The organism is Flavobacterium sp., assembly GCF_043778725.1.
Lineage (GTDB): Bacteria > Bacteroidota > Bacteroidia > Flavobacteriales > Flavobacteriaceae > Flavobacterium.
On the sequence record NZ_JAYWFT010000091.1, the window covers coordinates 17,465 to 33,787 of the forward strand.

The 16,323-nt window shown below is 31.2% G+C and carries 12 protein-coding genes; 3 read left to right on the plus strand and 9 right to left on the minus strand.

What is annotated here, in order from left to right:
- Positions 1–24 precede the first annotated feature (24 nt).
- The 4 genes from nudK to ACH2CG_RS08245 all read right to left on the minus strand — a co-directional run bounded on the left by nudK (position 25) and on the right by ACH2CG_RS08245 (position 4,589).
- Positions 25–612: a GDP-mannose pyrophosphatase NudK gene (gene nudK, locus ACH2CG_RS08230; RefSeq protein ID WP_395064044.1), complete on the minus strand. Its 588-nt coding sequence runs from the start codon at positions 610–612 to the stop codon at positions 25–27.
- Positions 613–625: 13 nt separating this feature from the next.
- Positions 626–1,288 (minus strand): thiamine diphosphokinase, encoded by a 663-nt coding sequence (locus ACH2CG_RS08235; RefSeq protein WP_395064046.1) that lies wholly within the window; start codon positions 1,286–1,288, stop codon positions 626–628.
- 106 nt (positions 1,289–1,394) lie between these two features.
- Positions 1,395–2,210 carry a DUF4249 family protein gene (locus ACH2CG_RS08240; RefSeq protein ID WP_395064048.1) on the minus strand — a complete coding sequence of 272 codons (816 nt, stop codon included), beginning with the start codon at positions 2,208–2,210 and terminating at the stop codon, positions 1,395–1,397.
- A gap of 48 nt (positions 2,211–2,258) precedes the next feature.
- On the minus strand, positions 2,259–4,589 hold the full coding sequence (locus tag ACH2CG_RS08245) for a carboxypeptidase-like regulatory domain-containing protein (RefSeq protein WP_395064066.1): 2,331 nt from the start codon (positions 4,587–4,589) through the stop codon (positions 2,259–2,261).
- Between the two features lie 172 nt (positions 4,590–4,761).
- On the opposite strand from ACH2CG_RS08245, the gene ACH2CG_RS08250 reads away from it, so the two are divergent.
- Positions 4,762–5,469 carry a hypothetical protein gene (locus ACH2CG_RS08250; protein ID WP_395064050.1) on the plus strand — a complete coding sequence of 236 codons (708 nt, stop codon included), beginning with the start codon at positions 4,762–4,764 and terminating at the stop codon, positions 5,467–5,469.
- 27 nt (positions 5,470–5,496) lie between these two features.
- Here the strand turns inward: ACH2CG_RS08250 and ACH2CG_RS08255 are convergent, their stop codons facing one another.
- The 5 genes from ACH2CG_RS08255 to trmD form a co-directional block, all read right to left on the minus strand.
- A complete protein-coding gene (locus ACH2CG_RS08255; RefSeq protein WP_395064052.1) occupies positions 5,497–7,743 on the minus strand; it encodes an OmpA family protein in 2,247 nt (748 codons plus the stop codon).
- A 142-nt stretch (positions 7,744–7,885) separates the two neighbouring features.
- Positions 7,886–9,109: an NADP-dependent isocitrate dehydrogenase gene (locus ACH2CG_RS08260; protein WP_395064054.1), complete on the minus strand. Its 1,224-nt coding sequence runs from the start codon at positions 9,107–9,109 to the stop codon at positions 7,886–7,888.
- A gap of 221 nt (positions 9,110–9,330) precedes the next feature.
- Entirely contained in the window at positions 9,331–9,681 is a 351-nt protein-coding gene (gene rplS / locus ACH2CG_RS08265; protein ID WP_395064056.1) for a 50S ribosomal protein L19, read from the minus strand.
- 147 nt (positions 9,682–9,828) lie between these two features.
- The gene (locus ACH2CG_RS08270; protein WP_395064058.1) at positions 9,829–10,839 is read right to left on the minus strand and encodes a Gfo/Idh/MocA family oxidoreductase; all 1,011 of its coding nucleotides are present in this window, start codon (positions 10,837–10,839) and stop codon (positions 9,829–9,831) included.
- A 3-nt stretch (positions 10,840–10,842) separates the two neighbouring features.
- A complete protein-coding gene (gene trmD, locus ACH2CG_RS08275) occupies positions 10,843–11,520 on the minus strand; it encodes a tRNA (guanosine(37)-N1)-methyltransferase TrmD (RefSeq protein ID WP_395064060.1) in 678 nt (225 codons plus the stop codon).
- A 587-nt stretch (positions 11,521–12,107) separates the two neighbouring features.
- Between trmD and ACH2CG_RS08280 the strand changes: the two genes are divergently transcribed.
- Both ACH2CG_RS08280 and ACH2CG_RS08285 read left to right on the plus strand, forming a co-directional pair.
- Positions 12,108–12,668 carry a hypothetical protein gene (locus ACH2CG_RS08280; RefSeq protein WP_395064062.1) on the plus strand — a complete coding sequence of 187 codons (561 nt, stop codon included), beginning with the start codon at positions 12,108–12,110 and terminating at the stop codon, positions 12,666–12,668.
- Positions 12,669–12,701: 33 nt separating this feature from the next.
- Positions 12,702–16,323: hypothetical protein (locus ACH2CG_RS08285; RefSeq protein WP_395064064.1), on the plus strand; the 3,622-nt coding region annotated here is incomplete at its 3' end.

The following is a 16,323-nucleotide window of genomic DNA, read 5'->3' on the forward strand; positions in this document are numbered from 1 at the left end:
GTAAGAAATTATTTTTAAAATAAGTTACTGATTTAAAAGATTATTGATTTGCGCATGTTGAAGTAACATGATAGTTTTAGCATCTTTAATTTCGCCAGTTTGTATCATTTTTATAGCTTTAGAAAAATCAATTTCTAGCACTTCTATGTTTTCTTGCTCTTCATCCAATCCGCCACCATCGTTGATTTTCATTTCTTTAGAATATGCAGCAACAAAAAAATGGACTATTTCTGTAACGGAACCAGGCGACATATATACTTCAAAAACTTTTTCTACGCTCGAAATTTTGTAACCAGTTTCTTCCTCTGTTTCACGTTTTATACATTCTTCGGCATTGTCTTTGTCTAAAAGTCCGGCGCAAGCTTCAATCATCATTCCGCTTTCATTGCCATTAAGATAAGTTGGCATTCGAAATTGTTGGGTAAGAATGATGGTTTTATTTTCTTTATTGTACAGTAAAATTGTGGCACCATTTCCTCTGTCGTAAGCTTCTCTAGATTGGGTTTCCCATGTGCCATCTTTTTTTAGATAATCGTAAGTAATTTTTCTTAATACGTACCAATTGTTAGATAAAACTTCGGTTTTGGTAATCTTGATATTTTGATTTGACATTTTAAATTTTTGTTTAATCGAAACATTCCATCAATAATAAATCGCCTTCATGGTGTTCGATAGTTACAATGCCGTCTTCTAGAACTTCATTGCTGCTTCCAGTTCGGTATCCAATAGTTAGTGATTCGTCATTTAACTGGTATTTCAAATTCTTAGTAGTAATTCCGGTTACATTTCCAATTGGAATTAACGAAATAGGAGTAGTTTTAGTATACCATTTTTCAAATTTTGATGGCAACAAAAATACTTTTGAATGATCGTCTAGAATTACAATTTTTAATTTATCTCGAAAACGCACAATATTGGTGATGTTTGTAATGGTATGATCGGCTCGTTTACCTGTTGCCCAAACTACATTTACTGCTTTGTGACCTTTTTCAATTAGATAATCAAATGCTTTTTCCAAATCGGTTTTGTCTTGATTTGGTGTGTGAACTATTTCAAGCGGAAATTGTTTCTCTTTGTAAATTTCGGGATTAAAATCGCCATCAAAATCTCCCAATAAAACATCAACTTTAATGTCAAGTTGCAAAACGCGCTCTATTGCATTGTCAAGAACGACGACTATTGGCGCCCATTCTAGCAATTGTCCTAACAATTCAAAACTGCACGAAGCGCCATTTGCAATTATTAACGCTGGTTCTTGATCGTCGCGAACGATGTGGTGTGATGACATTTTTTAGATACGAGATTAGAAGTTGAAAGTACTAAGTTTGTTCTATTTGTCAAAAGTAACAATTTATTTAGAACCTTGTCTTTGTACTTTGTATTTAGTCCTCTTTTTATTGAACTACATAATTTCTAGTATCAATTTCAGATAAATGAAAATAACCTAAAGGATACTCATTTTCATTAGTTTGATTGATAATATTTCCTCTTAACGTTGCTGGTGGAGTTGCAAACGGACTTCCGCCACCACTTCCTGCAATGCTTAATAATTTGTTCATGTAATTGTAATAGCGCGTTGAAATTCCTTCCAAACTGAAAAATAAATTGGCTCCAGCACTTAAATTATCATCGGTATAAAAACCAAACATTTGATTTCCTTGAAAGAATTCGTCTTTTAAAACACCATATTCTGGAATGGGAAGCGTAGAGTTTTTTACACCAATTAAGTAATTATTGTCTTCTTGTCCGTTGTCTTGATAGAAAAACTTGACTTGAATTTCATCACCACCAATTCCTTGAACTGTGGTTTGCTGAACGCTATCAATAGTTGGTGTTGCCAATAATTTTTCGGTTGCAGTGTAATTTTGTCCAGCATATTGTATGGTTAAAGTATAATTTTCATTGATTGTTGGAGCAAAATTAAGACAAACATATTCGCCAGTATTTGGAGTTTCTACAAAGTTAAAAACAGTATTTGAACTGTTTGTAATATAAACAATTGCGCCCGAAACAACAGGTATTACATTGCTATAATAATCTGTTGTTGTAGAAAGTTTTATTTTTTGCTGGTTACCCAAAGTTCCTTTTTGCCATAAAATATTGGCTTCAATAACCAATTTAGGATTTGCTGTGTCTAAAGGAATGTTTACTCTGTCTTCACAACTAGAGAACATAAAGATTAGTGCAAGTAGGTATATTATTTTTTTCATGTTTATTTGTTTTTTTTTTAATCCCTCGATTGCGCTCGGGAAGACAATTTAGAATTTGAAATTATAAGAAACTGCAGGAACCATTCCAAAAATCGATAATTTTATGGCTTCGTTATTTCCAGTGTCTTGATTTTGTCGAAAGCTTATAGATGCTGCGTTTTTTCTGCCATAAACATTGTAAACACTAAAAACCCATTCGCCTTTCCATTTTTTCTTTTCGTTGTGTTTTGGTGTTAAAGTTGCCGAAATATCCAAATGGTGGTACAACGGCAAATTGTTTTCATTTCGCAAACCATAACTCGGTACAGTAATTCCCTTGTAGGTGTATTGTCCGTTCGGATAGGTTACTGGTTGACCAGTTTGCAAACTAAAATTAGCGCCAAAATTCCACTTTTTATTGTATTTGTAAGAACTTGTAACGGCTAAATTATGGGTTTTGTCATAAGCAGATTTATACCAATTTCCATTATTAATTCCGGTTTCATTGGCTGTTCTTCCTGGAGTTCTTTGTTCTGATCGAGAAAGTGTATAGGCAATCCATCCTGAAAGTTTTCCTGTGTTTTTTCTTAGCATTACTTCAAGTCCATACGATCGCATTTCTCCGTTTAAGATTACTTGTTCTAATGCTTCATTAGCAATTAAATCGGCACCATCAATGTAATCAATCCTGTTTTTTATTTTTTTGTAAAAACTTTCCACTTCTAATGAATAGGTATCGTCTTTAAAATTTTGAAAATATCCAACAGCAACTTGATCGGCAATTTGTGGTTTTATGAAGGTGTCACTTGGTGTCCAAACATCGAGTGGCGTTGGCGATGCCGTATTAGAAATAAGCTGTAAATATTGAATCATTCTATTGTAACTGGCTTTTATCGATTTGGAATCATTCAATTCATAAGCGACAGAAAATCTAGGTTCGAAATTGTTAAAGTTGGCCAATGATTTATTTTTTCCATAAAATTTTGTTCCAATTGGCGTTGCTTTTTCATAGATTTTTAAATCATTGTCAAAAGTTACCGCTTGATTGTTGGCATAAATATTTTGGGTAGCACTGCCTAATCGAGAAAACATACTGTATCGAACACCGTATTCAATATTTATTTTATCGGATATTTTTTGTTCAGCATCAAGATATAAAGAAGGTTCAAAGGCATATTTTTTTTCTAACTGACGGAAATTAATTCCAGAATTTTCTTTGCTAGGTTCAATTGTACCTGGATTAAAATCATAATATATGGCATTGACACCATAATTCAATTTGATTTTGTCCGAAAGATAATATTTAAAATCATATTTAAGATTGTAGTTTTTAATTCCAGAATCCCAATTGAAACCCACAAAATCTAAATTCAAACCATAGTAATAATCACTGTAAATCAACGATAAATTAGAAAATAATTTGTCCGAAAATAAATGATTCCATCGCAAGTTTAAAATAGAATTTCCGTAGGTATTTGTAAAACTTTGATTGATGTCAAAAACATCGCGACCAAAATAACCCGAAAGGTATAAATTATTGTTTTTGTCTAATTTATAATTGATTTTGGTATTCAAATCATAAAAATAGGCTGAATTTTCATTATTGGATAATTTCAAAAATAAATGAGCATACGATGCTCTACCGCCAACAAGAAACGAACCTTTATCTTTAACAATTGGACCTTCAGCTAGAATTCTACTCGAAATTAAACCGATACCACCATTCATGTGAAAACCTTTACTGTTTCCATCTTTTTGATAAATATCTAAAACTGATGATGCTCTACCGCCAAATCTTGCAGGAATGCCGCCTTTGTATAATTTTAAATCTTTAATAGCATCGGGATTGAAAACCGAGAAAAATCCAAATAAATGTGATGAATTGTAAATTGTTGCTTCGTCTAATAGAATCAAATTTTGATCGGCACCGCCACCACGAACATTAAATCCGGATGCGCCTTCGCCAGCATTAGTAACACCTGGAAGAAATAAAATAGATTTTATAATATCTACTTCGCCAAGCACAACAGGCATTTGCTTGATGGTAGCAATGGATAATTTATTGACACTCATTTCTGGTTTCCTAGTGTTGGTACTTGTTTTTTCTGTAATTACAACTTCGTCAAGAACTTCGCCATCTTCACTTAAATTGAAATTCTTTTTTAGGTTTTTATTTAATGAAACTTTCTCATTTACAGTTGAATAACTAACATAACTAATAGATAGTTCGTAATCGCCTTTGGGAAGTGTAAGTGAATAAAATCCATACTCATTAGTGATTGCAAATATTTTTGTCCCTTTGATAATTACATTTACACCAATAAGTGTTTCGTTATTTTTTTTATCAGAAATTGTTCCGCTTATGGTATATTTTTCTTGAGAAAAACCTAAACTTGTAATGCATTAAAAAAGAATTGAAAGTAAGATTTTATGGAAAGGCATAATTTTTGATTTTAATTTGCAAATTTGACGATTTAAACAACTTATTGTTACATCAATAATGTTAATGTATGGTTAATAATTAAGGAGTTGTCTTGAAATTTTAGATACTTTTACATTTTACTTAATTACAATGAATAGATACGCTTTAGTTTTCTTATTGGTTTGTTTTTCTTTTTCGGTTCAAGCACAATTTGAATCTTCTAAAAAGAAAGTAAATTTTAGCGCTATGCCACAAAAAATAGCCAAGACTAAAGCAATAGTTCCAGAAACTACAACTACTGGACCAACAATAAAGTTTGAAAGTAAATTGTTTAAAAACAATGATGATAAATTGCTTAGAGGATTGCCAGAAATTCCAAAAGTAGGTGAGGTTCAAAATCCAAAAACATATCCTTTGCGAAATCTTGCTCAAGATTATACCGAAAAATTTAATGAAAAACTGAAGGAAGATGGTATTCGGCCAGAATTGTACAATAGAGATATGAATTTAGGACAGTTTGTAGTTTATACTCAAAAAGTTACACTCGATTCTAGAGATTATGGTGCTATAGATGGTGATTTGGTTCGTGTTTGGGTAAATGGAAAGATTGTAAAACCTCAAATTTATTTAGAATCTAACTTTAAGGAAATTATTTTAGAACTAGAAAAAGGAGTAAATGTTGTAGAAATTGAGGCATTAAATTATGGCGAGTTATCACCAAATACAGGACAATTTACTTTTTATGATGAAAATAAAGAGTTTGTAACCAATCAATATTGGAACTTAGGAATTGGATTTAAAGCACGAATATTGATTGAATACAAGGATAAAATTTTGAAAAAAATTGATGAAAAATAGCAGAATAATAAATTATAAATTTTGTTTTTAAAGTAATTTTTTTAAATCTATATCGTCTTTAAGATTATCTATTTTTGTCATTGTAAAATTGTATTTCAAATTTTTTTCTGATGTATTAATGTTTTTAAATTTTTCTGATTCAAAAATATAAGAATCACCATTTCCATCAAAAGCTAAGATAGTATTTTTAGAACTCGGACTGTAAGCAAATCTATACGGACTGTAATTATTATAGCCATCATATTTTATTATTCCATTAAATTTACTATCAAGAAGATAGATAAAAAGTGGTTTAATTTCTTTTGCGTTTTCATCTTTATATTCTGCAAAAATTTCTATTGGATTTTGAAGTCTTTGAATTTGGTCACAGTTGTAAATGCCTAAATTAGTGATTGATAAAGAACGTGTAAGTTGGTTAGCTTTTAAAATTGCTACTGCAGATTGTTTTTGATTTTCGTAGGCTAGTCGGTTGGCTTCTTCTCTTTTTTTATACAATTCTATGCAATCGGATGAGTTTTGTAGGTTTTTATATCTTTCATTCATTAACGATTTATTGATATCAAAATAAGAAATCCAATCTATCAGCGTTAAATTTTGTTCTTCTGCTGTCATATAACTTTTGCTATTTTCCCAAAAGCATTTTACAAAATTTTTGTTCGTGTATATTTTTATTGAATCGGTTTGCTTTTTCTGACTTAAATTGCTTGTTAAATCTGCTATCTTTTTTTCAAAATCGCTATTTCTTTTAGCATATTTTTCGTTGATTTTTTCATATTTGCTAATCTTTTTTAATTGAATTTCAAATCCTTTATTCATTTTTTCAGAAAGCAAAGCTGGCTTATTTAAATTAATTTTATCCGAAATCATTTTGTTAGCGTTGATACTCAATTCATTGACAGAATCTTTTAATACGATGGTAAAAGTTTCATTCTCGTTTAGGGTTATAACGCATGAATTCCATTTTTTATTCCAATCATTTTCTGCTATTTGTGAAGTGTTATTAGTTGACCAATTGATTTTTTTAAAGTTTAAATTTTGAACATTAGTGATGACTTCAAAGTTAATATTGAATAGTAATTCTGAATTTTCATCGGCTATTTTTTTTAAGCTATACTTTGGAGTTTCATTTGTAATTCTGTTTTTGAATGCTTCTATCCGAACTAAATTATTTTCAATTCCTTTTTTGTAGGATTTAATTATTTCCTCTTTTCTAGATTTTTTTTCTTTTTCGGTTGCTGTATTGGTTGCTTTCTCTTCGGTTTTCGGTTTTAATTTTTCCGCAGAGAAATTATAGAATTTTGACAAGGAATTTTCTGTTTCTGAATTTTTAATTCCGAAATTTCTAATGTCATTAAAAGAATCACAAGAAGTAGAATTACATAAATTGTAGTAATTCATAGTGTAAATATCTTCGCCTTCAATTACATCGTAACCACCAAAATTGCTTGTAGTGTTTAATTTAGATAATTCTACCCATTTATTTTTAGAATCTAATTGGTAGAAATTTAGGTTTGGAAGTTCTTGCGTAATTTTAAAATCAAGATTGATGTTTTTGCCATTTTTCAAGAAGACTTCTTCACCATCTTTAATAGCATTAATTTTAAACATTCCGCCCGAATTGAAATAAAAATTTTCTTTTCCGTCATGAAAATCCATCGGAATATTTGCCAAAATATAATCTGTTGGTTCTCTATATTCTAAATATTTTATAGACACAGTTCCTGTTACTGTATTACCATTTTTGTCCATAAATGAATTTTCAGGAATGGTTATTTTGGTTCCCGATTTATAGTCTAAAACTTCTGTTTTACTATTGTCTATTGTGTAGGTTTGCTCTTTTAATTTTAATCCAGCAAAACGTATTTCTTGCTGTTTTTTTTGAGAAATTATAATGGTTACACGTCGGTTTTTTGCTTTTCCTTTTTCTGATTTATTTTCTGAAATAGGATTTAAGAATGATTTGCCACTTAAGTAAATGTCTTTCTCTAAAAAACCATTCGCGATAAAGAAATCAGCAACCGATTTTGCTCTTTCATTAGATAAAGTATAATTGTAGTCTAAGTTTCCAATATTGTCGGTATGTCCAATTATTTGAACGTAGTAATTATCTTTTGATTTAGAAAGTGAAGCAACTTTATCGAGAATTTTTTGGCTTTCATTTTCTAAAATGATGTGGGAAGCAGTTTCAAATTTTATTTGAAATTCTTTTTTATTCTGTGCTATTGCATTTGAAACAACTAGTAAGACGATTATGGTTGAATATAGTTTTCTCATAATTTTTATAATTCAGATTATAACGAATATTTTATGTATTAATTATATAGAGTACAAAAACGAAGAAAAGGTTGGGAGCAATGCAAAAAAAATAGCCTCATAATGAAATGAGACTATTTTGAGTAGTATTATTAGAAAAAAATTATGCCAATTTCTTGTCTAAATTTTCTTTAATTGCAGCTAAGAAACCTTCTGTTGTTAAGTAATCAGCAGCAGATAAGCCTTCTGGTTTTACTAACATAGCTAAGTCTTTTGTCATTTTTCCGCTTTCTACTGTTTCTACACAAACTTGTTCTAGTTTTAAGCAAAAATCTACTAATTCTTGATTTCCGTCTAGTTTTCCTCTGTGTTCTAAACCTCTTGTCCAAGCAAAAATTGATGCAATTGGGTTTGTCGAAGTCGCTTTTCCTTGTTGATGCATTCTATAGTGACGAGTTACAGTTCCGTGAGCTGCTTCTGCTTCAACTGTTTTTCCGTCTGGCGTTACCAATACAGAAGTCATTAATCCTAGTGAACCAAATCCTTGTGCAACAGTATCCGATTGAACGTCGCCATCATAATTTTTACAAGCCCAAACAAATCCACCGTTCCATTTCATGCAAGATGCAACCATGTCGTCAATAAGTCTGTGTTCGTAAATCATTCCGTTAGCTTCAAAATCGGCTTTGTAAGTAGATTGATACACTTCTTCAAATATATCTTTGAACCTTCCATCATATGCTTTTAAGATTGTATTTTTCGTAGAAAGATATAAAGGCCATTTTTTAGTTAATGCCATTTGAAACGAAGAATGTGCAAATCCATAAATGCTTTCGTCAGTATTGTACATTGCCATTGCAACTCCATCACCTTGAAAATCATATACTTCCCAAGATTGAGTTTCTCCGGTTTCCGATACAAAACTCATGGTAAGTTTTCCTTTTCCTTTGATAACTGTATCTGTAGCTTTGTATTGATCACCAAAAGCGTGACGACCAATAACGATTGGTTTTGTCCAACCTTGAACATATCTTGGAACATTGCTCATGATAATTGGTTCACGAAAAACGGTTCCGCCAACGATGTTACGAATTGTTCCGTTAGGTGATTTCCACATTTTAGAAAGGTTGAATTCTTTTACACGATCTTCATCAGGTGTAATAGTTGCGCATTTTATACCAACATTGTATTTTTTAATTGCTTCTGCAGAGTCAATCGTTATTTGATCTTTGGTTGCTTCACGGCTTTCAATTCCTAAATCGTAATATTTAATATCTAATTCTAAGTAAGGAAGAATTAATTGTTCTTTGATAAAGCTCCAAATAATTCGTGTCATTTCATCGCCATCCAATTCTACTACTGGATTGGCTACTTTAATTTTTGCCATATTCTATAAGGTTGTTGTTTGTTTAAAAAAAATAAATTCGCGGAGACAAATATAATTAATATGATACTAATTTCATTATAGTTATCAAGCGAAATCGATTGAATTGTGAATTTGTTATTTTAAGGTTTTAAAAATACGAATTTGATAATTTTGAGGTGTTTTTTTGCATAAAAAAAGTCCTGAATGCATCAGGACTTGTTTTATAAAAGGAAAGATTAGAATTATCTTCTTCTTTCTTTGATTTTTGCTTTTTTACCAGTAAGCTCTCTAAAGTAGTAGATTCTTGCTCTTCTAACTTTACCTCTTTGGTTCAATTCAACTTTTTGTAAAGCTGGCATATTAACTGGGAAGATACGCTCTACACCAACTGCACCAGACATTTTACGAATTGTAAAAGTTTCAGTAATTCCTGAACCTTTTCTTTGAATAACAACTCCTTTAAAAAACTGAGTTCTTGTTTTTTCACCCTCTTTAATTTCGTAGTAAACTGTGATTGTATCACCAGCTGCAAACGCAGGGAAATCTTTTTTTGTTGATAATTCGTTATTAACGAAATCTACTAAATTTGCCATTTTAAATGCTAATTATGGTTTAAATTTGAGCAACATTCACGGTTTTCGCCAGAGGTTAGTCAAATGTGGGTGCAAATGTAATTAAAAATATTCAATATACAAATCACAATTTTCAGTTTTTTACATCAATTTATTTTTTGAATTGTACTAAACTAGTAATTTTAGTTGTTCTATAATATCTTGATTATCAATTGAAAAAGGAATGTTATCTCGAATATTATGAAATAATTCATTAAATAATCCGTTGAAGTTTCCTTTTATTGATGGAACTATTTCGACTATTGTTTCTTTATTTGCATTGTGATAGGTTAGTTTTCCTTCCTTATTGGGCATTTCTTTACCAAAATTTGAGTCTAACGGCGACAATCCATTTAATAATTGGTTTTCTTGCTCATCACAAAATTCTTTTATGAAACTGCCTCTTGTGCCATGAATTACAATTCCTGGTTGGACATCTGTAACCAGCATACTTGTTGTAATAAATACATTTATATTATTGCTAAATTCTATGTGCATGAAGGCAAAATCGTCAACTTGAGAATTTTCACGAAACTTATTTTTATAACCATAATGGTGTATTGGTTTACCAAATATAGAAATGGCTTGGTCTATTAAATGCGAACCCAAATCATACCAAATTCCACTGCTAGGAAGAGGTGTTTCCTTAAATGTTTTTGTTCCAATTGTTGGTCGGTATCTATCAAATCGTAAATGAACTTCAATAATGTCGCCAAGTTTTCCTGAGTTTATTACTGATTTAGTTGCCATAATGTCACTACTCCAACGACGATTTTGATATACAAAAACTTTTTTATTTACTTTTTTAGCCAATTCTAAAAGTTCAATAAATTCTTGAGGAGTTGTTGTTGCAGGTTTTTCTGTAAGTACATTTTTGCCTGCTTGCAAAGCCTGTTTAATATAATTATAATGAGTATTATTGGGTGTGTTAACAATTATAAGTTCAATAGTTTGGTCTTCAAGAAGCTCATCAATTGTAGAAAAACTCTTAATATTGGGATAGTCTAAAGTTGCTTTTTTTTCGTTTCGCTCTAAAACGCCATACAGTTGGAATCCTTTGTTGGTTTCAATAAAAGGTGCATGAAATACTTTTCCCGACATTCCGTAGGCTAAAAGTGCTGTCTTAATTGGTTTTTCCATAAATTATTGTTCTAATAAATCGGGACGTCTATTTTTAGTGTGTTCATACGCCATGTCTTCGCGCCATTTATCAATTTTTGCAAAATGACCACTAGTTAATACTTCGGGAACTTTCCATCCTTTATAATCTGCGGGTCTTGTATAAATTGGTCCCGAAAGTAAATTATCCTGAAAACTATCGGTTAATGCCGAAGTTTCATCGGATAAAACACCCGGAATTAAGCGAATTAAAGCATCTGATAAAACTAATGCACCAAGTTCGCCGCCAGAAAGGACATAATCGCCAATTGAAATTTCTTTGGTAATAAAATGATCACGTACACGTTGATCTACACCTTTATAATGTCCGCAAAGAATAATTATGTTTTCATACATAGACATAGTATTGGCCATTTTTTGATTTAGAGTCTCGCCATCAGGAGTCATATATATAATTTCGTCATAACTTCTTTCCGATTTTAAAAAAGTAATGCAATCATCTATAGGCTGTACATTCATGACCATTCCTGCACCACCACCAAAAGGATAATCGTCAACAGATTTTTGCTTATTTGTTGTATAATGTCTTAAGTTATGAAAATGCACTTCGACTAATCCTTTATCAATAGCGCGTTTCATTATTGATGCTTCGAAAGGACTTTTAAGTAATTCTGGTAGTATGGTAATGATGTCTATTCTCATTTTATATAACTTATTTAGGTGCAAATGTACAAAGATTAAAATTTATGAAATATTTGAAAAACACGTATTACTACGTATTTCCAGATAAAATGTATTGTTTAATTTTGTTAAATGAAAATGGAGTATGATTTAATGTGTTTTTTTGGGGTTTTAATCTACTTTTTTGGTTAATAAATAGTGTAAAAAAAAAACGATTTTGTAGAATATATTCTAATAAAATAGAATTTAAAATACTAAAAAAACACCGATTTAATGTATTTTGTAGGATATATAAGTCTTTAAACGTTTTTATTATTTTGTCGAAAATGTATGTTCTAATTTTGAAATTGAAAGTTGAAAGTTTTGATTTTTTGCGTTAAACATTTCATATAAATTTGTTAAAGTCCCAAACACAATTTATAAGAAATTAAGATTTATTTTAAAATAATAATCAAATCGTAGTCTAATTTTTCTAAACATCATGCGGTTTGTAATTAGTTTTTCAAATTTTAATGATGCTACATAAAAACATTTAGGGATTTTTTACAAATATAGTTTGCCCTACAAATGTTAAAATTTAATTAACAGAATATTTAAAATATAATATTATGAAAAAAGTAATGACGAGTCAGTTCTTGAAAAAAAGTACTAATTCATTTTTAAGTGAAGTATTAAAACTAAATAAAATGTTTTTCATTTTATTGATGATTTTCTTATCAATAAATAGTTTCTCTCAATCCAATCAAAGACCTACAGTTTTAATGAGAGAAAATTTCTTAACCTCTCTTAGAAGTAATACAAATAATTCTACATCATATGATACGGCTTTGAGTTTAATGGACGGCGTTCAATCGTCTATTTATTTAACAAATAATCAAGTAAAAACTTTTGGAACAAAACCTTTATGTATGTATAGTGATATTGGTTCTTTAGGTTTAGCTAATAGTTCTGGACTTCGTGTAAATTTTATTGAAATGGTAACTATAAAAATTGATAGTCCATCGCAACTAAATTCTCCAATTAACCTTTCTGTAGTCTCTTCTTATAAAAATGTAAAATACATTTATTTTAGAGTGAGTTTTAATTTTGAATTAGCACAATTAATTCAAGCAATAAAAAATTGTGATACAAAGTGTGTCATAATATACAGCATTGAAAAAGGCGCATAATTCTATTAAAAATAGTACAAAAATATTTATATTATGAAAAATAAATACTCAAGTTTAAAATCTAACAAAAAGTCATTTTTGTTTTTGCAAATGGTATTCCTTTTAGGAATGGTGTGTTCTGTTAACGCTCAGGTAATGGTTCCTTTTACTCAGAGAACTTCTCAATATACACCTACTAAAAAAATCTATAATATTAAAGGTGATTTTACAATGTTGGGTAATACCAACTTAACACTACAAAGTTATGGAGCAACAACTAATAACAATAGTAATACTATGGTTTATGTAGATGTTGATGGAAATAGTATTGCAGGATTAAACGGAAGTCCAACTTTTAACTCTTCTGCCGCAACATTAAATCTTTCAACTGAAAATGGTGCTGTTCCTTCGTGTTCAAGAATTGTTTATGCTGGACTATATTGGACGGGAAGAGCAGATCAAAGTGGTACTGCAAGTAATACATTTTCTGTTACTAAAACAATTAATGGTACTTCATACACTAAAAATTTCGATAAGAAAAAAATAATGTTTAAAGGACCAAGTGCTAGTGCTTATACACAATTTAATGCTACCGCTACAGATATTTATTATCCTACAACAACTGGTGATTATATTTATTCCTCTTATGCTGAAGTTACAGATTATGTGCGCCAAAATGGAATTGGACAATACTTAGCTGCTGATATTGCTCTTCGCGATGGAAATGGTGGTGGAACAGGTTATTCTGGTGGATGGGGTTTAATTGTTGTCTACGAAAACTCAAAGATGAAGTATCGTGATGTCACTATATTTGATGGTCATGCTTACATTGTTGCTTCTAATACATCTCCTTTTGATTTACCTGTTTCTGGTTTTAATACTGTACAAACAGGAACTGTTGGAGTAAAATTAGGTATGATGGCAAGTGAAGGTGATGTTGGCCTGACTGGAGATTATTTTAGCATTAGAAAAAATAGTGATAATACTTATTTAAATTTAAATGATGCTTCCAATTCAACTACAAACTTTTTTAACTCCACTATTAATACAGGAGGAAATACAAGAAATCCTAATTTAACAAATAATACAGGTATTGATATTCACATGTTTAGTGTGCCCAATGTTGGCAATGAAGTGTTAGGAAATAATCAAACTTCTACAAATTTTAGATATGGTACTGGCGGCGATACGTATGCGATTTTCTCAATTGCTATGGCTGTTGATGCTTATATTCCTGAAATTCCTGCTGTAATTCAAACCGTTTCTATTAATAATGTGGCTGTTGGAGCGCAACCTTACACAGCACTTCCTGGCGATATAATTGAATATAATTTAAATGTTTATAACAGAGGAAGTGAAGCAACAAATAATTCAAAAATCACTATTCCTATTCCGTATGCTGCCTCTTTAGTATCGGGAAGTATAGTGCGAAATGTTAACTTCTCACCAGTTCCAATTCCTAACAATGCTTATTTTGATCCATTAGCAGGAGGAAATGGTTCTATAATTTGGGATATTAGTACTTTGCCATTACCTGCTGATCCAAATACTATTTTAGGTTCTTTAAAATTTAAATTTAAAGTAACTGAAGATTGTGCTATTTTAAAAAATCAAAATTGCTCACCTAAAATATCAATTTATGGAAATTCATCAGGAGTTGGTGTAGTTTCTGGAGTAAATTTCACACAAGGACTTATACAAGGTTATAGTAGTGTAGGCGCATGTCTTGGTGAACCAATAACCGACTTACTTACTGTAAATATTAATGCAACAAATTTTGTTAATCAGAATTGTCAAAATACCGATAATAATTTTGTTTTCTATTATTGTAATATTAATGGTACCATTCCTGTATCTCAAATAAGCGGAACATTTCCATCGGGAACAAGATTTTACAGTCAGTATCCATTAACAGCTTCAACAATAGAATATACAGCTACAAATCCATTTCCTGGAACTGTTGGAACACTTAATTATTATGCAGTTCCTCCATTTTCTAACGGATGTTATTTTGTTTTCTCTATAACTGTTGTAAATAATTATACGGTGACTTTTCCTGCTAACTATTCAATAAATTCCTGCAGTACGTCTTCTATAACTGGATTAAGTTTTTCTACAACACCAGTTCAAATAACTCAACAGCAATTTATATCTGCTGGTGGCACAATATCCAATGGATCAATAATAAATTCTATATTTTATGTTGATACTATTTCAAGTGGTTGTCCTAAAATTGTTAGTAGAGTTTTCACTATAAATACAAGTTGTATAAACGCAACTTCTACTCATACACAGTTAATCACATTATTAGATACAACTGCGCCAGTTATTGCAGCATTACCAGAGGCAAGTACAATATCTTGTCCAGCAACACCAAGTTTTGCAACAGCAACAGCAACTGATGCATGTGGAAGTTCCTTCACACTAACATTTAATGATGTAACCACTAACGGACAATGTTCAGGAAGTTATTCTGTAACAAGAACATGGACAGCAACTGATTCTTGTGGCAACACAGCAACAAAATCACAAACAATAAATGTAACAGACACAACCGCTCCAGTTATTGCAGTATTGCCAGAGGCAAGTACAATATCTTGTCCAGAAACACCAAGTTTTGCAACAGCAACAGCAACTGATGCATGTGGAAGTTCTTTCACACTAACATTTAATGATGTAACCACTAACGGACAATGTTCAGGAAATTATTCTGTAACAAGAACATGGACAGCAACTGATTCTTGTGGCAACACAGCAACAAAATCACAAACAATAAATGTAACAGATACAACTGCGCCAGTTATTACCTCATTTGCCTCTAATTTAATTGTAGAATGTGATGGGAATGGAAATCAAATTTCAATAGCAACTTGGTTATCTAATAATGGAGGTGCAATTGCTTCAGATTTATGTTCAAATGTAACTTGGTCTAATAATTTTAATTCTCTAGCGAATGATTGCTCAGCTGCGGTTACAGTAATTTTTACTGCTACCGATGCTTGCGGAAATTTTTCAATTACTAGTGGAACTTTTAGTGTTCAAGATACAACAGCTCCAACATTTGTAGGAACGCTTCCGCAAAACGTAACTGTTCAATGTTCAGCAGTGCCAACAGCTCCAACTTTAACTGCAACAGATAATTGTGGAACTGCCACAGTAACTTTCAACGAAGTAACAACTGCAGGAACTTGTCCTGGTGCATATACATTAACAAGAACTTGGACAGCAACTGACGCTTGTGGAAACGCAACACCTTATGTTCAAATAGTAACAGTTCAAGATACAACAGCTCCAACATTCGTAGGAACGCTTCCGCAAAACGTAACTGTTCAATGTTCAGCAGTGCCAACCGCTCCAACTTTAACAGCAACAGATAATTGTGGAACTGCAACAGTAACTTTCAACGAAGTAACAGCTTCTGGAACTTGTCCAAATGCATATACATTAACAAGAACTTGGACAGCAACTGATGCTTGTGGAAACGCTACGTCTTATATACAAATCGTAACAGTTCAAGATACAACGGCACCGCAATTAGCAACTCCATATCAATCGATTGTTGCAGCAAATTGTAATGCAATACCGGTTGCACCACAATTACAATTTACAGATGCATGTTCAAGCACTCCAATAACTGTTGTATTTAATGAAACAACATCAACTGTAAATTCAAATG